Genomic DNA, 21475 nt, shown 5'->3' with positions numbered 1-21475 from the left:
CGCGTCAGTTGCTCAGGCGCACGCTCGCGAGCGTGGTGCTGAAAAGCTTCAGCATGGCGGCGGTGATGTCACCGTTCGTGGTCACCGGAAAATACATGCCGTCGGACGCGCAGGCCTGCAGGGCCGGCCCGATCTTCGACTCGTACGGCCTGACGTAGCTGTTGTAGAAATCGTTATCGTAGATCGGCAGGTACTGCGTGTAGATGATCCCGATCTTGACGTTCTTGTTCTTGAGATTCGTGCAGGTCGAGGGACTCAGCGGCCCGATGAAGCGGTTGCTCTGGATCTGGAAACCCGCGCTCTGGTTGGTGACGCTGCCGCCGGTGTCCTCGACGCCGTCGGTGACCATGAACAGGAACCGGATCGGCTTGTCCGGAGTCAGCCCGTCGCCGCTGGCCGGGATCGTCGCGTTCATCTTCGCGATGGCCCGCTCGAAATCGGTCTGATTGTCGGACTGATTGTAGTAGGCGTAGGCGATATCGATATTCGGGGTCGCGGTCTTGATATTGTTCAAGGTCGGCGTCATCGCCTGCAGCCGCGTCTGCGTCACCGAATCGTTGAAGGTCCACATCTCCATCTGGAACTGTTGCGGCAGCAACATGCTGACATTCGCCTGATCGACGAGCGCCGAGACCGCGTCCCTCAGAACCTGGATGCGGAGCTTGATGTTGTTCCGCGACGCCACATGGTAGAAGTCGTTCTGATCGTCGCCGATGATGTTGCCCTTGTTGTCGAAGGTGTGCTGGTGGCAGGCGAACGCGCACCCGTTGGTCGCGCGCTTCATGTTGCTCACGTCGGCATCGGTCGCCGCGAGCCCCATCGACGGCGAGTTGTCGAGCAGCAGGTAGTAGTTGATGTACTGCGAAGTGTTGCGGGTCGCCGAGGACGTGCCGCTGATGGGCATGGCCGGGATCTGCATCATCGATGCCAGGCTGGTCTTGACCGTCGCCGTGTAGGTGGCGGTGAGGCTCAGCGTCTTCGCGCTGTTCACCGGCGCGCCGGGGACGAACGAGGTCACCGTGACGCCCGGAACCTTGGCGGCCTCGGCGCGGAACTGCGTCTCCATGTTCTGCAAGGTCGTCGCCGGGATCGTGTTGGTCTTCTGCGACATCACCGCGAGCACGGCGCCGTCGAGGGCGGTGTCGAGCTGGGTCTTCGCGGCGTTGCGGCGCCCGTAATCGATCGCCGCCGCCGTGGCGAACATGACCGGCAGCGTCACGAGCGCGAACGTCAGCGCGACTTGACCGGAGCGCGCCCGCGGAAACGCCGCGACGGCCAGCCTGAGAGCGCGGTTCAACCGGATGCGGAACACCGACACGGGCCTTCCCTCGACCATTAGTTGTAGACCGGGCAGGCGGTGCCGCCCGGCATGACGATCTCGCTGGGGGTGCGCTCGGACCACGGGATCTGCCGCGTGAAGGTCAATCCGCGGCCGCCGAAGATCCAGCGGTACAGGGCACTCCCGATGATCGGGGTGTAGGGCATCGTGACTTCCGCCAGGATGTAGCGGGCCCCGTCGAACTGATAGGCGGCCGGCGTGGCGGGGAGTCCGTTGCTCCCGTTGGCCTGGTTGGCCGGGCGCTTCGTGGCGTTCTGCGGCCAGCTGGAGCAGACGAAGCCCTTGAGCGACCCGTTGACCGTTTCCACGCCCATCGCGTTGACCACGATCTGCAGGCCGGACGCGTCCAGCGGGCGCAGGATCGCGGTCGCTGCGCTGGTGATCTTCGTCATCCCGTCCTGCGTCGCCAGAGCCATCCCGTTCTGGGTCGCCAGAGCGTTGTCCACCCGTCCGGACAGATCGCCCAGCGTGCGCGCGAACAGGGTCAGCTTCCGGGTCGCGTCGACGACGCGCGTCAGCTCGGCGGTCCCGAAATACAGGACGATCAGCAGGGGCAGGACGAGCGCGAACTCGACGGCGGCGATCCCGCGCTCATCGCGGCGGAAGCGGCTCAGGCCGATCGGCAGGCCGCCCATCACGAGCACCCCGACGGTGCGGTGTAGGGTTCCACCTTGAACACCGTCGCGGCCTGCAGCACCCGCCGCTTGTTCGGCAGGTTGGGCACGGCGGCACCGAGCAGCGGGAAGAAGACCGGGATGTCGACCGCGGCCTGCACGATCACGATGGCTGAGTTCCCGGCGCAGGCGTAGCTGGCGAAGTTCGGGTTCCAGTCGCTCGCACCGCTGGCGTTGGTCGCGACCGGCGAGACCGGGGTGGCGGACCCGTAATCGGCCACCTTCATCACGCTGACCCGGACGTTGGCGCAGGTGAAGATCGTGACCCGGGGCGTGCCGTTCGGCTGCGTGCAGATCGCCGTCCGGAAGCGGCTCATCAACGTCGCGGGGTCGGTTGTGCCGGCGTTCGTCGTCTGGAACGTGCCCGTGTAGATCTGCCGACTGGCGTCGGACACCGCCTGCTGGAGGATCTCCTGCTCCCAGAACACGATCCCGTTCTCGAGGCAGGCCCCGACCAGCGCGAAGAACGGCAGGGCCACCAGGGCGAACTCCACGGCCGTCGCGCCTCCGCGTGCCCGCGCGAAGCGCGCGGCCCGTTCCCGGAGGTCGAGCAAGCGCGACGCCGCTCGGATTGCCCTGCTCACATCCCAACTCGAAATCGGAACCACCGAGCTCGAGAGAGCATCAAAAGCTTACTTTTCTCCGCGCATCACTGCTCAAAGTCGAGCCGTTCACGCACATGTGCTACCGAGCGGGCGCCGGAATAGTTCGTTAGCATCAACCAACAGTTGAGAGCGCCGCTGTTCCAGCCCTCATCGGTAACGCGGCGAGATCGCACTCTTCGGCCAGGCGGAGATCGTCGCGTCGACGTCGCGCGAAGCGGTCGACAAGACGAAGCGCGGGTTCGGCGCACGTTCGGCGTGCTTTGACGTGTGGATGACGTGGAAATAGGATATTGCACAGTCACGATCGGCCGGAGTGGCACAGAATCGCGTCGAGATAAGTGCCATTAAGCGCGGCTTAAGAGGTCGCCGATAGTTTCACCGGCCAATATAAACCGCATGGCGATTACCGATCATGGCCCGCGCTCTGCCGGACGTTGCCTCCATCGAAGAGGGTGTTGGGCTCCTCCGGACCCAGCTCCTGTCGATCTCCGACGCGATCGCGCGCACGCGCCAGGAGATCGCCGACCTCCGGCAGGAGCAGGAGACGAGCCGCGCGCGGGACGAGCTCCTCGCCGTGGTGCAGGGCACCGAGGACGCCACCAACGCGATCCTGACGGCTTCGGAGAAGGTGGATACGCTCGCGCGCGGCATCGTGAGACGGTCGGGCGAGGACGCCAACCGGGCCGACGCCCAGGCCATCCAGATCGAGATGCAGACGATCTTCGAATCCTGCAATTTCCAGGACCTCACCGGCCAGCGGATCTCGAAGGTCGTGCGCACGATCGTCCTCGTCGAGGAGCGGATCGGCGAGATGCTGCGCGTCTGGTCCGGTCCCGGCGACCCGCCGTCGCGGCCGAATCCGACGGCCGACACGCGCAGCGAGGAGGCGGCCCTGCTCAACGGCCCCGTCCTGCCCGGCGACGCCTCGGTATCGCAGGACACGGTCGACGCGATGTTCCCGTAAGGCGCGGTCCGGAAGGCGTGCCGATGGGCCGGATACTCCTCATCACGGACGATCCCGCACGCAGCCAGGGCCTGGCCCAGGACCTGTCCGATGGCCTGTCCTGTGAGCTCCACGATCTGCGCGCCGCGGAATTGCCCCTCGGCGGCGCGACCGCGATCGTCACCGACGTGCACGATCTGGGCGCGAGCTCCGTCGAGCGTCTCCGCCGCCGTCTCGCGGAGGTCCGGCACGGCGCTCCGCTGACCGTCCTGCTCCACACCGACAGCCCGCGAACCCGGCTGCTCGGCGTCGCCCTCGGCGCGACCCACACGCTGTGCGCGCCCTTCGACACGGATCGCCTGCGGGAGACGCTGGGGGCGCCGCGCGCGGCCGCGCGCCTCGCGACCTTCGCGGACGAGCCCCTGCCGGCCTGCGCCGTGCGGACGGCCGCGGCGGTGCGCGGATTCTATGCCTCGGTGTTCGTGCCCGACCAGCCGATCACGCCCGGCGTCATCGACAACGGAACCCAGGCCATCGACCTCGCGATCCGGGACACCGGGATCCGCGACTGGGTCCGGGCGGTCCGCCAGTTCGACGACGCCACGCACCAGCACTGCCTGCTGGTCGCCGGTCTGGCGGCGGCCTTCGCGGCGAGCCTCGGCCTCGGCGAGCAGGAGCGCCACCGCCTGACCAAGGCGGCCCTGCTGCACGACGTCGGCAAGATCCACATCCCGGCCGCCATCCTCAACAAGCCGGGCCGGCTCGACGACGCCGAGCTGGCCGTCATGCGGCTGCATCCGGAGAAGGGCTACAGCATGCTCGTCGATCAGGGCTTCGAGCAGCAGATGCTGCACGTCGTCCGGTCGCACCACGAGATGCTCGACGGGTCGGGCTATCCGGACCGGCTCAAGGGGGAGGAGATCCCCGACCTCGTCCGCCTCGTCACCGTCTGCGACATCCACGCGGCCCTGATCGAGCAGCGGCCCTACAAGCAGCCCATGGCGAGCGAGGCGGCCTACGCGATCCTGGAGGGCATGGCGGGGCGGCTCGACCCCGCGATCGTCGGCGCGTTCCGGCCGGTCGTCGCCGCCTTTGCGCCCCACACCCTCGACGCGGCCTGACAGCGTTCGGCGGCGTCGGGCCGCGGCTCCGTCGCGTTCCTTCGGCCGCGTTCCTTCGGCATGCGAGAGCCGCGCCGCGGTGGGATCCGCGGCGCGGCGTGCGTTTTCCACCGTCACGGCGTCGCGCGCTGCGCCGTGCGCGGCCCGCGACGCCGCGGGCTCACTCGGCCGGCTGGAGAGCCGGCGCGGGCGGAAGCGGCGCCATGGTCTGGCCGGACAGGGCCGCGGCGAGCTTGGCCTCGTCGACCTCGTTCTCCCAGCGCGCCACCACGATGCAGGCCACCGCGTTGCCGATGAAGTTGGTCAGCGCGCGGCACTCCGACATGAAGCGGTCGACGCCGAGGATCAGTGCCATGCCGACCACCGGCACGGAGGGCACCACGGCGAGCGTCGCCGCCAGGGTGATGAAGCCCGAGCCGGTGACGCCGGCGGCGCCCTTGGACGACAGCATGGCGACGAGCAGCAGCAGCGCCTGCTCACCGTAGCTCAGCGGCGTGTCGGTCGCCTGCGCGATGAACAGCGCCGCCATGGTCATGTAGATGTTGGTGCCGTCGAGGTTGAACGAGTAGCCCGTGGGCACCACGAGGCCGACGACCGGCTTCGAGCAGCCGGCCCGCTCCATCTTCTCCAGCAGCGAGGGCAGTGCCGACTCGGAGGACGACGTGCCGAGCACGAGGAGCAGCTCTTCCTTGATGTAACGGATGAGCTTGATGATCGAGAAGCCGTTGTAGCGGGCGACCGCCCCGAGCACGACCAGCACGAAGATCGCCGACGTCAGGTAGAAGGCGCCGACGAGGTAGGCGAGGTTGGCCAGCGAGCTGATCCCGTACTTGCCGATCGTGAACGCCATCGCGCCGAAGGCGCCGATCGGGGCGACCTTCATGATGATGTTGACGACGCCGAAGATCGCCTCGGACAGGACCTTGATGATGTCGAGCACCGGCTTGCCGCGGTCGCCCAGGAAGGCGAGGCCGAAGCCGAACAGCACCGAGAAGAACAGCACCTGCAGGATCTCACCGCCCGCGAAGGCGCCGACCGCCGTCGTGGGAATGATGTTCATCAGGAAGTCGACGATGCTCTGCTCCTTCGCCTTGCCGGCGTAGGTGGCGACCGCCTTCGGATCGAGCGACTTCGGATCGATGTGCAGGCCGTTGCCCGGCTGGAGCACGTTGGCGACGACGAGGCCGACGATCAGCGCCAGCGTCGAGAACGTCAGGAAGTAGATCAGCGCCTTGCCGCCGACCCGACCGACCTTCTCGAGGTTGGTCATCCCGGCGATGCCGGAGACGACGGTCAGGAAGATCACCGGCGCGATGATCATCTTGACGAGCTTGATGAAGGCGTCGCCCAGCGGCTTCAACTCGGCGCCGAGCTGCGGGTAGAAATGGCCGAGCAGGATGCCGATCGCGACGGCGACCAGGACCTGGAAGTACAGGGTCCGGTACAGCGGCTTCGATTTGGCGGGCGGATGCGGGGCGGTGAGTGGTGACGGTACGGCAGCCATCGGGCGTTCTCCCTGTCTCGGGTTTCGGGCGGGGCGGCTCGCGTCGGGGTGTCCCGGCGGTGTCCGCGCTTGCTGTTGGCCTTCCGGCGCGCAGCCGTTCTCTGACGACATGGCTGCGTTTCGCGACGAGAATGGCAACCGGCATGCCAATTGACCGACGGCCGCTACATTTCTTTAACGACTTGCAGAAGATAGCTTTTTTCAAGCAGGCTCCCGGCAGGGCCGCGGGTGGTCTTGCGGATTCCCGCACGCCGCCGGCCGGGACGGTCCGGATCTCCGCACTGGCCCGCCGTCGGTGAGCGGGCACTCGCCCTCCGGTCACCGCCCGCCTTCGCGCCGGGGTGTCGCCGTCGTGGTCGGGCTCTGCGCGATCCTCGTGACGGCGTGGCTCGCCGGGCGCGCCGCGGAGCGCTGGGCCCTCTCGGACCTGCGGCGCGGCGCCCGTTCGGCGATCGGCCTTCAGGTCGGCGTCCTGCTCGCGGAGATGCAGAAGCAGGCGTCCCTGCCGCTGGCGCTCGCGGCCGACCCCGAGGTTGCCGCCGCGGTCGGTCCCGATCCCGGGCGCGACCTCCTCGACCGTGTCGACCGGCGGCTCGCCCAGGTCGCCGCCGCCACGGGTTCGGCGGTCATCTACATCATCCGCGCCGACGGACTCACGGTCGCGGCGAGCAACGCGGGCGAGGATCGCAGCTTCGTCGGCCGGGACTACGGGTTCCGCCCGTATTTCAAGCAGGCCCTGGCCGGCGGCGCCGGCTCCCAGTTCGCCCTCGGGACGGTCAGCGGCCGGCCGGGCCTGTACCTCGCGCGCCGGATCGGGGCCGGGAGCGGCGTCGTCGTGGTGAAGGTCGAGTTCGACGCCGTCGAGTCGGCGTGGCGGGCCGCCCGCGAGGTCACCTTCGTCACCGACGCCCGTGGCATCGTCCTCGTCACCAGCGAGCCGGGCTGGCGCTTCGACTCGCTCAACGCCGTCGACGCGGCCGAACGCGCCCGGATCGAGGCGGGACAGGAATTCGGCAACGCCCGCCTGGAGCGCCTGCCGCTCCATCCGGTCGCGGGCGAGCCGGACGTGGTGCGGGTCGGGCGCGGGTCGCTGCCGGCCTGGAGCGCGATCCTGTCGCAGGCGCCCGTACCGGGCACGGACTGGCAGCTGCGGACGCTGACGCCGCTCGGCACCGCCGTCGAGCGGGAACGCCTGCAGGCCTGGATCATCGCGGCCCTCGTCACGGCATTCGCCGGGTACGGGATCTTCGCGCTCACCGATCGCGGCCGCCGGACCCGGGCGCGGCTCGCCGAGGCCGCGGCGCGCCGGGCGGAGCTGGAATCGAGCGTCGAGGCGCGGACGCGGGCGCTGCGGGAGACCAATGCCCAGCTGCGCGCCGAGATCGCGGAGCGGCAGCGCGCCGAGGCCGAGCGCGAGCGCCTCGGCCGCGAACTGGCGCAGGCCGGCCGGCTCGCGGCGCTGGGCCAGTTCGCGGCCAGCATGGCCCACGAGATCAACCAGCCGCTGGCGGCGATCCGCTCCTACGCGGACAATGCCGCGATCCTGATCCGCCGCGGGCGGGGCGAGGACGCGGCCGAGAATGCCGCCGCCATCGGGCGGCTCACCGACCGCATCGCCGGCCTCACCCGGCAACTCAAGGGCTTCGCCCGCCGCGCCTCGCCGCGGCGGGAACCGGTTTCCCTGCGTGAGGTGGTGGCGAACGCGCTGGAGCTCGTGGCGGCGCGCGCCGCCGCGCTGCACGTCCCGCTGGAGGCGGACCGGCCCGCCCCGGATCTGCGCGTCCTCGGGGACGGCCCGCGGCTGGAGCAGGTCCTGGTCAACCTGCTGCAGAACGCCGTCGACGCCGTGGCGGGTCGGGCCGAGGCCCGCGTCAGCCTGCACCTCGTCGAGGGCGACGAGCGCGTCGCGATCGAGGTGACCGATACCGGGCCCGGGATCCCCGCGGAGGTGCGCGGCCAGATCTTCGACGCCTTCTTCACGACCAAGGCGGACGGCCTCGGCCTGGGCCTCGCCATATCCCGCGGGATCGTGGAGGATTGCGGCGGGAACCTGATCCTGGCCGGCGGCGACGGCGCCGGGACGGTCTTCCGGATGGAGATGATCCGGGCGGCGGACGCGGTCCCGAACGTGGGCAAGCCCGTGGGAGCGACACCGTGAGCGGACCGGCGGACGCGCAGGCGGGGACCGAGCGCGTCGTCTTCATCGACGACGAGGCCGACGTGCGCCGGGCCAACGGCCAGAGCCTGGAGCTCGAGGGTTTCGCCGTCGAGGCCTTCGCGGCCGCCGAGCCGGCGCTCGCGGCGATCCTGGCCGCGCCGCCCGGCGTGGTGGTCACCGACGTGCGGCTGCCGGGGCTCGACGGCGTCGCCCTCCTGACGCGGCTGCGCCGGGTCGACCCCGACCTGCCGGTGATCCTGATCACCGGCCACGGGGACATCCGCATGGCGGTGGCCGCCATGCAGGACGGGGCCTACGACTTCCTGGCCAAGCCCTATCCCGCCGAGGCGCTCGTCGTGTCCGTGCGCCGGGCGCTGGAGCGGCGGCGGCTCGTGATCGAGAACCGGGCGCTGCGGGCCCGGCTCGACGCGGCGATCGAGGAGGATCCGGCTTTCCTCGGGACCTCCCCGGAGATCGTGGGCCTGCGCGCCCTGGTGCGCGAGGTGGCGCAGGCCGACGTCGACGTGCTGGTTTTCGGCGAGACCGGGTCCGGCAAGGAGGTCGTGGCCGGCGCCCTGCACCGGTGGAGCCGCCGCGCGGAGCGAAACCTCGTGGCCATGAATTGCGGGGCGCTGCCCGACAGCGTCGTGGAGAGCGAGCTGTTCGGGCACGAGGCCGGCGCCTTCACCGGGGCCCTCAAGCGCCGGGTCGGCCGCATCGAGCACGCGCAGGGCGGCACGCTCTTCCTCGACGAGATCGAGAGCATGCCGCTGCCGCTGCAGGTCAAGCTCCTCCGCGTGCTCCAGGAGCGCACCGTGGAACCGCTCGGCACCAACGAGGTGCGCCCGGTCGACATGCGCGTGGTCGCCGCCACGAAGGTCGATCTCGGGCAGGCGGCCGCGCAGGGCACCTTCCGCGACGACCTCTATCACCGGCTCAACGTCATCACGATCGCGATCCCGCCCCTGCGCGACCGCGGGGAGGACGTGCTGCTGCTGTTCCAGCACTTCCTGCGCCGGGCCGCGGAGAAGTTCGGGCGCCCGGTGCCGCCCGTCACGCCGGCGATCCGCGAGCACCTGCGCCGCCACGCCTGGCCCGGCAACGTCCGCGAGCTCGGCCATTTCGCCGAGCGCTGCGCGCTGGGCCTCGCGGCGGCGGCGCAGCCCGCGGCCGAGAGGGCCGCCGCCAGCCTCACCGATCAGGTCGATCGCTTCGAGCGGCAGCTGATCCGCGACGAGCTGATCATGGCCGGCGGCGATGTCCGCGCCGCCGCGGAAGCCCTCGGCCTGCCGCGCAAGACCCTCTACGACAAGATGGCCCGGCACGGTCTGACCCCGGGCGACTACCGCTAGGGCCGTCGCCCGGCCCGTCCCGAGCCACCGCCGGTGCCGGCGCGATCACGGGAGCGCCGCGACGGCGACCTGCCGAAAAGGGGTACGCGGGCCGGTGCGGAAACTGCTTAGCGTAGCGGACGGATCCCCCCGCCGAGCCGCCCATGCCCCGCTTCTTCATCGACCTGCACGACGGAACCGAGCTCGTCCGCGACAAGGACGGCTACGACCTGCCCGGTCTCGAAGCCGCCCGGTCGCAGGCCGTGAAGATCATGACGCGGATCGCGCAGGGGCTCTCCGACCGGCCCGGGCGCCAGGATTACATCGCGGCGGTCCGCGACGACACGGGCGTGGTGCGGATGCGCTTCCGCGTGTCGCTCGATGCCGGCCCCGTCGGCTGACGTGCCGAGACGCCGAGCGGCCCCGGCGCGCGCGCGGCCGGGACAGGTCCACCTGGCGTTCGCGTCGATTTGGCGTAGGCTGGCGTTCCCTAGCCGAGGAGGGACGACATGGGTCTGATCGCCTTCATCCTGATTGGTGGCCCCTGGGTGGCGGCAACGGCGTGGCTCTGGCACCAAGCCGGGGGCGCGGAGGCATGGCGCAACGCCGTCCACGGCACCGTGCCTGGCAGGCAGTGACGCGGCCCGCGTCCACCGTACGCCTCCGACGCTCCTGACGGGCGCGGCTCTCCGGATCCGGTCCGCGGTATCACCGCCGACACGACCGGGGGCGGCCACGCTGTCGACCGCGCTGCGAGCCGGGGCGAGATCGCGTCCCGCGCTGCGCGGCGGCTCAGAGCCGGCTCGGCGCTCGGGTGCCCGCGCCCGACACCCCGCTCACGCCCGCGCTGCTCGAACGGGCCGCCGTGCCACCGTCCAGCCCCCGGACGAGCAAGCTCAGCGCCAGGAGGGCGAGAAGAAGGCCCGCGGCCGTGTTCATCCGATTCAGGACCTGGCTGGTCACGCAGCGCCGGAGCAGGGACACCGCGGTGTTGAGCACAACCCACCAGCCGAACGAGCCGACGAAGACACCGGCCGCCAGGACCGGGAACGGTGCGGTCCCGCGCTCGAGGAAGGCCGGCATCGCGGCCAGGAACAGCACGGGGGTGACCGGATTCGTCAGGGCCAGCACGACCGCGCTGCCGTAGCTCACCGCCAGGGTGTCGCAGCACGCGCGGCCCTCCTGCAGCACCGAGACGCTGCGAAGCACCCGGACCGCGAGGGCGAGAAGCACCGCCTCCGAGATCAGGGAGAGAACGGCGCCGTTCGACCACACCGCGGCGAGCTCCGCGCCCCAGCGCATGACGAGACCCCCGTATGTCAGGTGCACGGTGGCGACACCGAGCCCGGTGGCGAGGCCGGTCGACAGGCCGCCTGACAGCGTTCGCTGAACGCACAGCAAGCTCGTCGGCCCGATCGGCGCGGCGATGGACAGACCGAGACTCGCGCCGGTGAGCAGTGCCGTGGCGACGACGCTCATGGCACCGGGAATCCGGTCAGTCGTCTTCCGCGCGGTCGAGGGGCGAGGCGGCCGCCCGGGACCCCGCGGCCGCCCTGTCGGTGCCCGGGCACCCGATGTGATCGCGCTCCACGGCGGACGACGCTTGGGCACACGCGATGTCCGGCATGTCGTTCAGCTCGTCGGCGCGGGCGCCGGCGCAGAACAAGACGACCACGGCGGTGGCGACGACTGTTTTCATGGCTGTTCCTCCCTCGCGTCGACACACTAGGGAGGGCGGGAACCCTGGCATCCTCTGTTCGGCGGATGGCGCTGCCAGCGCCGCGCCGCGCTCGCCGCCGGCGTCCCGGTCGGGCGACAAAGCACCGTGGCGCCAGGCACTTACACAGCCGCGCCGGCGCTCCGGGCGGCCGTGTCGACGCCGCGTGTCCGGGGCCGGGGGGCGGTGAGTCCGTCGAAACGGCCCTCGGCGCACCGTCCCTGCCGGACGGCATCCTCTGTTTGAAGGATGCAAATGTCGGTTTTGGACTGATATTGGTATTACCGCGGTCAGAAGAATCGTCGCGGGACGTGCCAATGCGGGAAGCGCTTATCGACCGGATCTACGAGGCTGCGGGCACGCCGGAACTCTGGCCCGACGTCCTCCAGTCCATCGGCGATATGGCGAACTCGGACGGCGCTGTGCTCACGGTGCTCCCGCCCGTCGGGACCTCCCGCTGGATCGCCTCACCGGCCCTGGAGCAGCGCCTCGGTCACCAGACCGGCGCGGGGCGCAGCAGCGGTCGGATGGCGCCGTGGCGCACCGACGCCCAGGCGGGCTTCACGCGCGACGTCGACCTCGTGCCGGCCTCCTACGAAGGCTGGCCCCGCGAAGGCGACAGGCCGTTCTGGCAGGTGGGCACAACGATTCCCCTTTCGACAGGCGACATCGCGATCGTCACCGCCGAACGGCGGGCTCAAACCGGCCCCCATGAGGCCTCCGTCCTGCCCGGACTTGACGCCTTGCGACCACACCTCGTGCGCGCCTGCGAGCTCAGCGCCCAGTTCAGCTGCGAGCGCGGCCGCGTCACGACCGCGACGCTCAGCCAGATCGGACTCCCCGCCGCCGTTCTGTCGGCCTCGGGTCGGGTGCTGACCATGAATGCCCGGCTGCAGGAGCGGGAGGAGGTCCTGCCCCCCGGCCAGCACGGCGGCCAGCTCTTCAAGAGCCTGATCAACAGCAAGCTGCTGCAGGACGCGATCGGCAACGTCGTTGGCGGCCGGCGCCCGGCGCAGACCATGCCGGTGCGCAGCTACTCTGATCACCGTCCTCAGATCGCTCATGTCATGCGCCTGAAGCAGCGCCCCGGCGACGTCTTCGGTGCCTCGGCGGTGCTCCTCGTTCTCGTGCATGTCGGCGCGCGGGCGGTTCCGGACGACGGCCTGCTGAACATGCTGTTCGACCTGACCCCGGCGGAGGCGCGGTTGCTCCAGGCGCTCGCCGGAGGCTTGCGTCTGCAGAGCTACGCCGAGAGCGTCGGCGTCCAGACAAGCACCGTCCGCACCCAGCTCAACTCGATCTTCAACAAGACCGGAACGAAGCGGCAGGCCGATTTGCTGAGCATCGTCACGTCGCTCGCGCTCTTCAGCGGGCAGACGACGAAGCGCCTGGGCGCGGCGTGACTCACATATCGGCGTCGCGGAGGAAGGCGGCCAGCACCTGCGCGGTCGGAAAGGCCTCGAAAGCCCCGAACTGGCAGGTCGTGAGCGCACCGCAGGCCGCGGCCTGCCGCAGGATCGCGTCGAGGGGCTCTCCCGCGAGCAGGCCCGCGATAAGCCCGGCCGTGAACGCGTCCCCCGCGCCGACCGTGTCGACCGCCGCGACCGCGAAGGCCGGCTGGCGGAGGGGGGACAGTCCGGGGCGGAACGCCACCGCGCCGCGCTCTCCCAGGGTCACGATCAGCAGTCCGAGGCCTCCGGAGAGCAGGGCGGCGATCCCCGGCGTCGCTTCCGTGGCGTCCGCGATGGCGTCGGGAGTCCCCAGGCCGAGGTCGGCGGCCTCGACCGCGTTGACGACGAGGATCGCGGTATCGGCCAGGATCGCCGGGTCGATGGGGCGCATCGGGGAGGGATTCAGCAGCGTGGGGATGCCCGCCTGCCGAGCGAGCGCGAACGCCGCTCGGATCGAGGCGTCCGGCGATTCGAACGTCGCCGCCACGAGGTCCGCTCGCTCGAGGCGGGCGGCGACGGCTCGGACGTCCTCCGCACCGAGGGCGAGGTTGGCCCCGAGGCAGACCGCGAGACAGTTCTCGCCGGCCGCGTCGACGAACGCGACGCCGGCGCCCGTCGAGCCGGCATGCGGCACCAGCATGTCCTCGGCGAATCCGACCCGCGCGAAGGTGGCGCGGACCATAGGGGAGAACACGTCCGTGCCGACGGCGAAGAGTCCGTCCACCTCGACGCCGAGCTGGTGCGCGGCGAGCGCGAGGTTGAAGCCCTTGCCGCCAGGCTCGGCGAGGAAGGCCAAGCCATCGAGGGACTCGCCCGCCTGCGGCAGCCGCGCGACCTTGACCGAGCAGGCGATCACGAAGCTTCCGACGACGAACAGGCGCATGGAGCGCTCCGAACCTGTACACTGCGAATAGCTGTACCGGAGGCCGATCGGACGTGCGCCCCAAAAATCGGACGATCAAGGGTGATGTCGAGGCGGACCTCGCGGAGGGCGAGCGTCCCTCCGTGCTCTCTCTCCTCCGCCTGCGCGCCGACACGGCGATGCCGCTGTACCGGCAGATCGAGGGTCAGCTACGCGAACTGATCCTGTCGGGCTCGCTGCCGCCGGGCGTCACCTTGCCGGCCGAGCGCCAGCTCGCCGACAGCCTCGGGGTCAGCCGCGTGACGGTCCAACGCGCCTATGCCGAACTCAGCGACAACGAGCTGCTCGTCCCGCGCGGGCGCTGCGGCTTCCTCGTGCGCCGTCCCCCCGAGCCCGTGCGCCCGGGTATGGACCGGCTCAAGGGCTTCACGGAGGAGATGCGGGAGCTGGGGAAGATCCCATCCTCGCGCATCCTCGATCGGGCGGTCACCGAGGACCGCTCGATCGCATCGATCTTCGGCCTGCCCTCGACGGCCCCGTTCCTGCGTCTGACGCGCGTTCGCTCCGGCGACGGCGTGCCGATGTCGCGCGAGGTCGCCTGGTACAACATCCGCGCCGTGCCCGCCCTCGAGACCGGCGACCTCTCCGGTTCCGTCTACGCCTTCCTGAGCGGGCACCCGGGCGGCCGCCTCGTGCGCTGCGAGCAGACGGTGGAGGCGACCATGCCGACGGCTGACGAGTGCGAGATCTTCGCCTTCGAACAGCCCCTCCCGTGCCTGCTGATCAAGCGCCACAGCTACAATCAGGACTCGGTGATGATCGAGTACGTGGAAGGCCTGTTCCGAGGCGATGCCTATCGCTATCGGCTGAATCTGCGCGCGTAGTAGGCCCGGCTGACCGAACCGGACTCGCTTCCGTACGGTGCGCGCGACGGGCTGGGCGATGCCCCGCTCGAACCGCTTCCGGTCCGCGCCGGGGACCCGCCTCCTTCAGGAAAGAGCTCTCCACGCTCGCCGGGCAAGGCGATTCCGCCAAGGCCGCCATCCGTCGCCCACCGCCGCCACGGCACGGGAGCGACGGCCGAGCTTCGCCGTTTTAACGGACGAGAACGCTCCGATGCCTCGCGTGGAACAGCGAGAAGCGCCGTGGTACACCTGATGTCTCGCGAGCGATCAGCCGGCGCAGCCAGCCATCCCGCTTCGGTCCGGAGCACACGATGAGCGAGTCCTCGACGGCGCCGACCCTGGCGACCCTGGCGACAGCCCGGGCCGGCCGGACGCAGCGTCGGCTCGCGGTCGCCGTCAGCCTCCTGTTCGGGGCGGTCACCCTCGCGCTGCTGCCGTTCGCCAACCGCCCGATGCCGCCGATGCCGGGCTTCGTGCCCGTCTACCAATCGGCGCTGATCGTGGTCTACGGCCTGACCACGTACCTGTTCCTCACGCAGTACCGCCGCATCGGCTCGGCGCCGCTGCTCGTGCTCGGGGCCGGCAGCCTCTACGTGACGCTCGTCGTCTTCCTGCAGATGCTGTCGTTCCCGAACGTCCTCGCGCAGGGTCGGCTCCTCGGCGACGGGCCGGACACCACGACGTGGCTCTGGACCTTCTGGCATCTCGGGCCGCCGCTCTTCGCGCTGCCCTACGCGCTCCTGGAGGGCGACGAGCGTCCGCCGCAGGCCCCGCGCGGAAAGGCCGGACGGATCGGCTGGGCCACCGTCGCCGGGACCGTCGCGGCCGCCGCGCTCACCGGCGTGGTGGCCGTCCGCTACGTCCACCTCCTGCCGAAATGCGTCGAGGGCGACGATTACTGGCTGCTCACCACCTCGGGCATCGGGCCGGGCGTGGTCGCCCTGACCGTCATCGCGCTGGCCGTGCTGTGGTGGAAGACCCGCCTGCGGACCGTGCTCCAGCTCTGGCTGGCCGTGTCGCTTCTGCTGCTCGTCTTCGACAACATGGTCACGCTTCCGGGCGCCGCCCGCGGCACGGTCGGCTGGTTCGCGGGCCGGATGGAAGCCCTGGTGGCCGGCTTCATCCTGCTCGGCGTCTACCTGCGCGAGGTCGACTTCCTGTACGCGCAGGCCGCGGCCGCCGCCGAGGACCGGGAGGCCCGGCGGGCGGAGCTGCAGCGTGCCCGCGACAACCTCGCCCTGGCGCTGGAAGCGGCCGAGATGGGCGACTGGGAGCTCGACCTCCGTGGCAACACGGCGCGCCGGTCGCCGAGGCACGACGCGATCTTCGGCCACAGCGCTCCGGTCGCGGCATGGGACGTCGGGACCTTCGTCGATCACGTCGTCCCCGAGGACCGAGACGCCGTGCGGGCGGCGTTCGATGCCGCCATCGGGACGGGCCGCCTCGACATCGACTGCCACATCCGGAGGGCCGAGGACGGGGCCGCCCGCTCGGTCACGATGCGGGGCAAGGTCTACCGCGACGGGAGCGGCCAGCCCCGGTCCATGGCGGGCGTCGTGATGGACACGACGCGCCAGCGCGAGGCCGAGGAACGCCTGAACCAGGCTCAGAAGATGGAGGCCATCGGCCAGTTGACCGGGGGCGTGGCGCACGACTTCAACAACCTGCTGACCATCATCGTCGGCAACCTCGACATGATCGTGCGCAAGCCCGACAACCCGCAGCGCGTCGAGAGGCTGGCCACGTCGGCGATGACGGCGGCGCGGCGCGGGGCCGAGGTCACCGAGAAGCTGCTGTCGTTCTCCCGGCGCCAGGTGCTCCGGCCCGAGACCGTCAACCCCAACCGGCTGCTCAAGGACTTCCAGGCCCTGCTGAAGCGGGCCGTCGGCGAGACCGTCGAGATCCGGTTCGACCTCGACGCGGTCCTCGATCCGGTCCGGCTCGATCCGGGACAGTTCGAGAGTGCGGTGCTGAACCTCGCGGTCAACGCCCGGGACGCGATGCCGGACGGCGGCGTCCTGACGGTCAAGACCTGCAACGGGCACCTCGATGCCGCGGAGATTCCCGACCGGCCCGACCTGCGGCCGGGCGCGTACGTGCTCGTCTCGGTCACCGACACGGGCCAGGGCATGGACGCCGCCACGCGCAGCCGCGCCTTCGAGCCGTTCTTCACGACCAAGGATGTCGGCAAGGGAACGGGCCTCGGCCTCAGCCAAGTCTACGGGTTCGTGCGGCAGGCCGGAGGGCACGCGCAGATCAAGAGCGAGCCCGGCGCCGGCACCTCCATCGAGCTCTACCTGCCGCGCTCGGCCGAGAGGGCCGTCGAGGCCCGGCCGGACAACACCCTCCCGCTGCGGCGGGCGGCCTCCGGCGAGGTGGTGCTCGTGGTCGAGGACGAGCCGGCGGTGCTGGAGATGGCGGTCGAGAGCCTGGGCGAGCTCGGTTACCGGACCCTGACCGCGACCCGGGCCTCGGAGGCCCTGGAGCGGCTGGGCGGCCCCGAGCGCATCGATATCCTGTTCTCGGACGTCGTCATGCCCGGTGGCATGAACGGCGTGCAGCTCTCGGTCGAGGCCCGGCGCCTGCGTCCCGGCCTGCGGGTGCTCCTGACGTCCGGGTACACGGGCACGGCGCTCGACGAGCACGCGGTGCCGGCCGACCTGCCTCTCCTGAGTAAGCCCTATCAACGGGACGAACTCGCCAACAAGCTCCGGGTCGTCCTGGGCTGAACCCCCGGGCCCACGGCATTCCGCCCCGCGATCGCGCGGCGTCGCGGACAGGTTGTCCGTCAACAGGCCTGAAGGCTTAACCCGGCCTTAACCGACCGGTTCAGCCCGCAGCAGCGGCATGTCGGCATGCTCCGTCCGTCCTCAACGGCGCCGACACGCGCAAGGAGCTGTCCCATGCCCATCATGCCCTGGATCCACGATGCCCTCTCTGTCGGCGGCCTCGCCGCCCTCGTCCTCGTCGCGCGGCAGGCGCTCGTGCGGCGCGATCTCGGTCTGTCCGGCCTGCCGGGCCTCGAACGCCTGCGCCGGTCCCTCGGGCCCGGCACCGGGTTCCGTGAGCGGCCCCGGTTCACGTCGCCCCGGACCAGCGGCAACACCGCCTTCGACACCTGGCGCGACGGCGAGATCGGCCGCATCGAGGGGGAGCGCCGCGCGCTCGGAACGCGTCTCCGGGACTTCGAGGGTTTCGTCGACGCGCTGAAGCGCGCCAAGGATCGCGCGACCTTCGAGCGCTTCGTGGCGGAACATCCCGCGGGATCGGGGGCAGCGGTCGACATCGCCGGCACCGCCGATCAGGCCGAACATCGAAAAGGCTAGGTCGCCTGAGGGTTGCACCGGAGCGTCGGGGCCACGCCGTCGAGGATCAGGATCCTCGTCTCCTCTACGCCGCCCCGCGCGACGCTTCGAAGACCGCGGTGAAACCTCCGAAGATCATCCGCGCCCCGTCGAACGGCATTGTCAGATCGCGGAAGCGCGGATCGGTCCGCATCGCGGCCTCGCACCGGTCTGCCGTTTCCCGGTCGGGCCAGAGGATCCACCCGAGGACGACGCTCTCGCCGTCGCGAAGGGCGACGGACCGCCGGAAATCGGTCCGCTCGACCTCCGGAACGTTGTCGCCCCAGGCCTCCATCTGGTGGAGCGCGCCGTACTCCCGGAACAGCGCCCAGGCCGCCCTGGCCGACGCGACATAGGCCTCCCGGTTCGCGTCGGGAACCGGCGTGACGAACCCGCTCACGTAAGTCATGGGTTGCCTCCTCGAGTCGGGGTGCGCGCGGAAAGGCTTCAGGCCGGAGCCTGCCCTCGCGTCATGGCCTCGGGGTCCATCCACATCAGCTCGACGACGTGGCCATCCGGATCCTCGATGTTCCGGCCGTACATGAACGTGCCCATCTCCTGCGGCGGCCGCAGGTCGGCGCGACCGCCGGCGGCGACGGCGCGCTCCACGCTCGCATCGACCGCGGCCCGGCTCTCCTCCGACAGGCAGACCAGCACCTCGTTGGCGGCGCGGGCATCGGCAATGGCGCGCGGCGCGAAGTTCGCGAATTGGGCGTGGCTGAGGAGCATGACCACGATGGCGTCCGAGAAGACCATCGCGGCGACCGTCCCGGCCTGCGAGAACCGCGGGTCGCGCTGGGCGCCCAGGGCGACATAGAAGCCGGCCGCGTGCTCCACGTCGGCGACGGGCAGGTTCACGAAGATCATCTTGGGCATGGCGACCTTCTCAACGGCTTGCCGAGCTTGACCGTATCAGTTACCTAAGTCAACCATGAAGTTACAAAAAGATACCAATATTGCGGCTGCGAGACCGCGCTGGTACGATGACGCCTGCGGCGCCGCCCACGGCCTGGAGATCCTCGGCGAGCGCTGGGCGCTCCTGATCGTCCGCGAGTTGATGTTCGGACCGCGCCGGTTCGGGGCGATCCGAGGGGCGCTCAGCGGCATCAGCGCGAAGGTGCTGACCGAGCGGCTGCAGGGTCTGAAGCAGGCGGGCATCGTCGCACAGCGGACTCTGCCACCGCCGGCCTCGACGCCGGTCTACGAGTTGACCCCATGGGGCTACGAGGCCGAGCCGATCTTCTCGGTGCTCGGGCGCTGGGCGGCCCGTTCGCCCTCCCACAACCCCGCTCTGCCGCTCTCGGCGGCCTCGCTCATGCTGTCGTTTCGCACGATGTTCGACCCCGCACAGGCCTCCGGCTTCGAGGCGACGATCGGCTTCCGGTTCGACGAGGACGCCTTCCGCGTCACGGTGAGCGAGGGCGAACTTCACGCCGCCCGCGCCGACCCGCTCGGGGCGCACGCCGTCGTCGGCGCCGCACCGCCGGTCGTTGCGGCCATCGTCTACGGCGGCCTGCCGCTCGCCGACGCGGAGGCGTCGGGGCAGGTGTCGCTGGAGGGGGACCGGGACGTCGTGCAGCGGTTCGCCGGACTGTTTCCCCTGCCGGGGAAGGCGTTCTGATCGCTTTGGAGGGTGCAGACCGGATCACGACCGACCGTCACTCGACCAAGCCGAACTCGCTCTCGAAGCCGAGTCTTCCCCTCTCGGTCACGCGGATGGCGCGCCCGTCGCGCTGACGCTCGATCCACCCGAGATCCTCGCAGCGGCGGCACAGGGCGGCTCCGAGACGGCCGGCGAGGTGAGGTCTCCGCTCGCTCCAGTCTAAGCAGGGGCGGCAGAGCAGGCGGCGGGTTCGTCCGGCCGGTTCGACTTCGACACCGAACGCGGCCAGCCACGCACTGCCGGATGCGGTCACTTCACCCGCCTCCTCGCCCAGGAGGATCAGTCCCCGTGCGACCAGCGCATCGGCGATCCCGACGCCGAGCCGTCCGGCGAGGTGATCGTAGCAGGTGCGGGCCTCGCGCAAGGCTGGATCGATCCGCGGCGTCGCTCGGCGCGACGCTTCCTCCGGCTCGCCCCGGTTCGCGATCACCATCATGGCCTCGAGCATGCGGGCGACCTCGACGGAGGCGAGGCGGAAGTATCGGTGCCGACCTTGGCGCGACACGGTGAGCAGGCCGCCGGCCACGAGCTTCGTCAGGTGATCGCTCGCGGTGGCTGGCGCGACGCCGGCCGTCCAGGCCAGTTCGGTCGCGGTCAGCGCTCGCCCGTCGATCAAGGTCGACAGGATATTGGCGCGGCTGGGATCTCCGACGAGCGCGCCGATCTCGGAGAGTGCAGGACCCTGCGTCATGAGCTGAACCTACACGCGCTCAACGCCCGCCGCATCCGACGACGCTTCGGTTTGGACCGAAGCGTTTACGGCTGACTCGGCCGGGATCCACGGATCAGAGTGGGAGCGTGAAGCTGGTGAACCGCGCCACGTCTGTGCCCAGGGTTCGCCAGCCACGGCAGGAGGTAACGCCCATGACGCCCGATAAGATGGACGACAGGCTGGAGCATCATCGGATCGAAGATCCGCGATCCGGGCTCAAGCTGTTCCTTCGTCGGCTGTCTCCCCAGTTCCGGGGTGAGCGGGACGGTCTGACGACCGACGCCGCGTGGCTGCTCGATGCCTTCTCCGGCACCCCGGACCGGCGTGACACCAAGCTCAGGCGCGGCACGCATTTGATGCATCTCGAAGCCGGGCGGAGGGTCCTCTGGCGAGCCTCCGCCGCATGTCTGAGTGAGCCGGTCCCGGCTTGAACCGTATCGACAGACAGGGAGGAGCCCATGTTCTCCGTCATCTTCGAAGTCCGACCCGGCGACGGTCGCAAGGACGCCTATCTGGAACACGCGCGCGTGCTGAAGCCTGAGCTCGAGGGCATCGACGGCTTCATCGACAACGAGCGCTTCACGAGCCGGACGCGGCCGGGCTGGGTCCTTTCGCACTCGACGTGGCGGGACGAGAAGTCGGTGATCCGCTGGCGCACCCATGCCGGTCATCACCTGATCCAGGGGAAAGGCCGGTCCGAGGTGTTCGCGGACTACCATCTCCGCGTCGGCGAGGTGACGGCTGACACCCACCCGCCGGCGGGACATCGGGTCCGCGAGCAACGCCTCGATGAGACGGAAGTCGGCCAAGCCAAGGCCTGTACACTGTCGGAGGCGATGTCGGCGGACCGGCCCACGCCCTTCGATGTCGACCTCATGGCCATGCTCGGTCTCGACCAGCGGACCGAGGGGCTGGTGAGTTGGGACGCGTTCGATTCCTTCACCAATCCGGGAAAGGTGCTGGTGCTGCTGTCGTGGAGAGATGCCGGCGCGGCGAACGCCGTCTCATCGGTCGCCGGCACGCGCCTCCGAGCTGTTCGGATCATTCGCGACTACGGGATGTTCGACAGGCGTGAGAGCCCGCAATATCACCCGGCCGTGCAAGCCCCGGGATAGGGCCCGACGACGAGAACCGGGCATCAACACC

Annotated in this window: 23 protein-coding genes; 13 read left to right on the top strand and 10 right to left on the bottom strand. The window is 70.3% G+C overall.

Annotated features, from left to right (window positions below; translation table 11 throughout):
- Positions 1-4: 4 nt before the first annotated feature.
- The 3 genes from ABIC30_RS05835 to ABIC30_RS05825 are packed head-to-tail and all read right to left on the bottom strand — an operon-like array spanning position 5 to position 2507.
- Positions 5-1318 carry a TadE/TadG family type IV pilus assembly protein gene (locus ABIC30_RS05835; protein ID WP_331327018.1) on the bottom strand — a complete coding sequence of 438 codons (1314 nt, stop codon included), beginning with the start codon at positions 1316-1318 and terminating at the stop codon, positions 5-7.
- Positions 1319-1335: 17 nt separating this feature from the next.
- The gene (locus tag ABIC30_RS05830) at positions 1336-1974 is read right to left on the bottom strand and encodes a TadE/TadG family type IV pilus assembly protein (RefSeq protein WP_056522208.1); all 639 of its coding nucleotides are present in this window, start codon (positions 1972-1974) and stop codon (positions 1336-1338) included.
- Complete coding sequence (locus ABIC30_RS05825; protein WP_331327017.1) at positions 1974-2507, bottom strand: TadE/TadG family type IV pilus assembly protein; 534 nt, start codon at positions 2505-2507, stop codon at positions 1974-1976. The genes ABIC30_RS05830 and ABIC30_RS05825 overlap by 1 nt, the downstream gene beginning before the upstream one ends.
- A 523-nt stretch (positions 2508-3030) precedes the next feature.
- Here ABIC30_RS05825 and ABIC30_RS05820 point away from each other — a divergent pair.
- On the top strand, positions 3031-3582 hold the full coding sequence (locus ABIC30_RS05820; RefSeq protein WP_091678650.1) for a protein phosphatase CheZ: 552 nt from the start codon (positions 3031-3033) through the stop codon (positions 3580-3582).
- 23 nt (positions 3583-3605) lie between these two features.
- Positions 3606-4682 (top strand): HD-GYP domain-containing protein, encoded by a 1077-nt coding sequence (locus tag ABIC30_RS05815; protein WP_331327016.1) that lies wholly within the window; start codon positions 3606-3608, stop codon positions 4680-4682.
- Between the two features lie 160 nt (positions 4683-4842).
- Here ABIC30_RS05815 and ABIC30_RS05810 read toward each other — a convergent pair whose 3' ends face one another.
- Positions 4843-6186, bottom strand: coding sequence for a dicarboxylate/amino acid:cation symporter (locus tag ABIC30_RS05810; protein ID WP_331327015.1), 1344 nt, complete (start codon positions 6184-6186; stop codon positions 4843-4845).
- A 352-nt stretch (positions 6187-6538) separates the two neighbouring features.
- Here ABIC30_RS05810 and ABIC30_RS05805 point away from each other — a divergent pair, with 352 nt between their 5' ends.
- The 4 genes from ABIC30_RS05805 to ABIC30_RS05790 all read left to right on the top strand — a co-directional run bounded on the left by ABIC30_RS05805 (position 6539) and on the right by ABIC30_RS05790 (position 10313).
- Entirely contained in the window at positions 6539-8344 is a 1806-nt protein-coding gene (locus ABIC30_RS05805) for a sensor histidine kinase (protein ID WP_354454363.1), read from the top strand.
- Positions 8341-9696, top strand: a complete 1356-nt coding sequence (locus tag ABIC30_RS05800) for a sigma-54-dependent transcriptional regulator (protein WP_056521335.1) — start codon at positions 8341-8343, stop codon at positions 9694-9696. Before ABIC30_RS05805 ends, ABIC30_RS05800 begins: the two co-directional genes overlap by 4 nt.
- A gap of 143 nt (positions 9697-9839) precedes the next feature.
- Positions 9840-10076 carry a DUF6894 family protein gene (locus ABIC30_RS05795; protein WP_020091740.1) on the top strand — a complete coding sequence of 79 codons (237 nt, stop codon included), beginning with the start codon at positions 9840-9842 and terminating at the stop codon, positions 10074-10076.
- A 108-nt stretch (positions 10077-10184) separates the two neighbouring features.
- On the top strand, positions 10185-10313 hold the full coding sequence (locus ABIC30_RS05790; RefSeq protein ID WP_020091741.1) for a hypothetical protein: 129 nt from the start codon (positions 10185-10187) through the stop codon (positions 10311-10313).
- Positions 10314-10467: 154 nt separating this feature from the next.
- On the opposite strand, the gene ABIC30_RS05785 is transcribed toward ABIC30_RS05790, so the two are convergent.
- On the bottom strand, positions 10468-11154 hold the full coding sequence (locus ABIC30_RS05785) for a LysE family translocator (protein ID WP_354454361.1): 687 nt from the start codon (positions 11152-11154) through the stop codon (positions 10468-10470).
- A 16-nt stretch (positions 11155-11170) separates the two neighbouring features.
- Positions 11171-11374, bottom strand: coding sequence for a hypothetical protein (locus ABIC30_RS05780; protein ID WP_020091743.1), 204 nt, complete (start codon positions 11372-11374; stop codon positions 11171-11173).
- Positions 11375-11703: 329 nt separating this feature from the next.
- On the opposite strand from ABIC30_RS05780, the gene ABIC30_RS05775 reads away from it, so the two are divergent.
- Entirely contained in the window at positions 11704-12795 is a 1092-nt protein-coding gene (locus tag ABIC30_RS05775; protein ID WP_158684198.1) for a helix-turn-helix transcriptional regulator, read from the top strand.
- Position 12796: 1 nt separating this feature from the next.
- Here ABIC30_RS05775 and ABIC30_RS05770 read toward each other — a convergent pair whose 3' ends face one another.
- Entirely contained in the window at positions 12797-13726 is a 930-nt protein-coding gene (locus tag ABIC30_RS05770; RefSeq protein WP_020091745.1) for a PfkB family carbohydrate kinase, read from the bottom strand.
- A 53-nt stretch (positions 13727-13779) separates the two neighbouring features.
- Between ABIC30_RS05770 and ABIC30_RS05765 the strand changes: the two genes are divergently transcribed.
- The 3 genes from ABIC30_RS05765 (at position 13780) to ABIC30_RS05755 (ending at position 17936) form a co-directional block, all read left to right on the top strand.
- Entirely contained in the window at positions 13780-14589 is an 810-nt protein-coding gene (locus tag ABIC30_RS05765) for a GntR family transcriptional regulator (protein WP_020091746.1), read from the top strand.
- 332 nt (positions 14590-14921) lie between these two features.
- Positions 14922-17339, top strand: coding sequence for an MASE4 domain-containing protein (locus ABIC30_RS05760; RefSeq protein WP_091978049.1), 2418 nt, complete (start codon positions 14922-14924; stop codon positions 17337-17339).
- 174 nt (positions 17340-17513) lie between these two features.
- Complete coding sequence (locus ABIC30_RS05755; protein ID WP_091978050.1) at positions 17514-17936, top strand: DUF2852 domain-containing protein; 423 nt, start codon at positions 17514-17516, stop codon at positions 17934-17936.
- A gap of 64 nt (positions 17937-18000) precedes the next feature.
- Here the strand turns inward: ABIC30_RS05755 and ABIC30_RS05750 are convergent, their stop codons facing one another.
- Both ABIC30_RS05750 and ABIC30_RS05745 read right to left on the bottom strand, forming a co-directional pair.
- Positions 18001-18363 (bottom strand): DUF1428 family protein, encoded by a 363-nt coding sequence (locus ABIC30_RS05750; protein WP_331326580.1) that lies wholly within the window; start codon positions 18361-18363, stop codon positions 18001-18003.
- Between the two features lie 38 nt (positions 18364-18401).
- Positions 18402-18830 carry a VOC family protein gene (locus tag ABIC30_RS05745; RefSeq protein ID WP_331326579.1) on the bottom strand — a complete coding sequence of 143 codons (429 nt, stop codon included), beginning with the start codon at positions 18828-18830 and terminating at the stop codon, positions 18402-18404.
- 55 nt (positions 18831-18885) lie between these two features.
- Here ABIC30_RS05745 and ABIC30_RS05740 point away from each other — a divergent pair, with 55 nt between their 5' ends.
- The gene (locus tag ABIC30_RS05740; protein WP_331326578.1) at positions 18886-19575 is read left to right on the top strand and encodes a winged helix-turn-helix transcriptional regulator; all 690 of its coding nucleotides are present in this window, start codon (positions 18886-18888) and stop codon (positions 19573-19575) included.
- Between the two features lie 37 nt (positions 19576-19612).
- On the opposite strand, the gene ABIC30_RS05735 is transcribed toward ABIC30_RS05740, so the two are convergent.
- Positions 19613-20308 (bottom strand): ArsR/SmtB family transcription factor, encoded by a 696-nt coding sequence (locus tag ABIC30_RS05735; RefSeq protein WP_331326577.1) that lies wholly within the window; start codon positions 20306-20308, stop codon positions 19613-19615.
- 173 nt (positions 20309-20481) lie between these two features.
- Here ABIC30_RS05735 and ABIC30_RS05730 point away from each other — a divergent pair, with 173 nt between their 5' ends.
- The gene (locus tag ABIC30_RS05730; protein ID WP_331326576.1) at positions 20482-20760 is read left to right on the top strand and encodes a hypothetical protein; all 279 of its coding nucleotides are present in this window, start codon (positions 20482-20484) and stop codon (positions 20758-20760) included.
- Positions 20761-20787: 27 nt separating this feature from the next.
- Positions 20788-21444 carry an antibiotic biosynthesis monooxygenase family protein gene (locus ABIC30_RS05725; protein WP_020091752.1) on the top strand — a complete coding sequence of 219 codons (657 nt, stop codon included), beginning with the start codon at positions 20788-20790 and terminating at the stop codon, positions 21442-21444.
- Positions 21445-21475: the final 31 nt, after the last annotated feature.

This window comes from Methylobacterium sp. 1030 (assembly GCF_040544715.1).
Lineage (GTDB): Bacteria > Pseudomonadota > Alphaproteobacteria > Rhizobiales > Beijerinckiaceae > Methylobacterium.
This window is presented reverse-complemented; position numbering and strand designations above follow the sequence as displayed.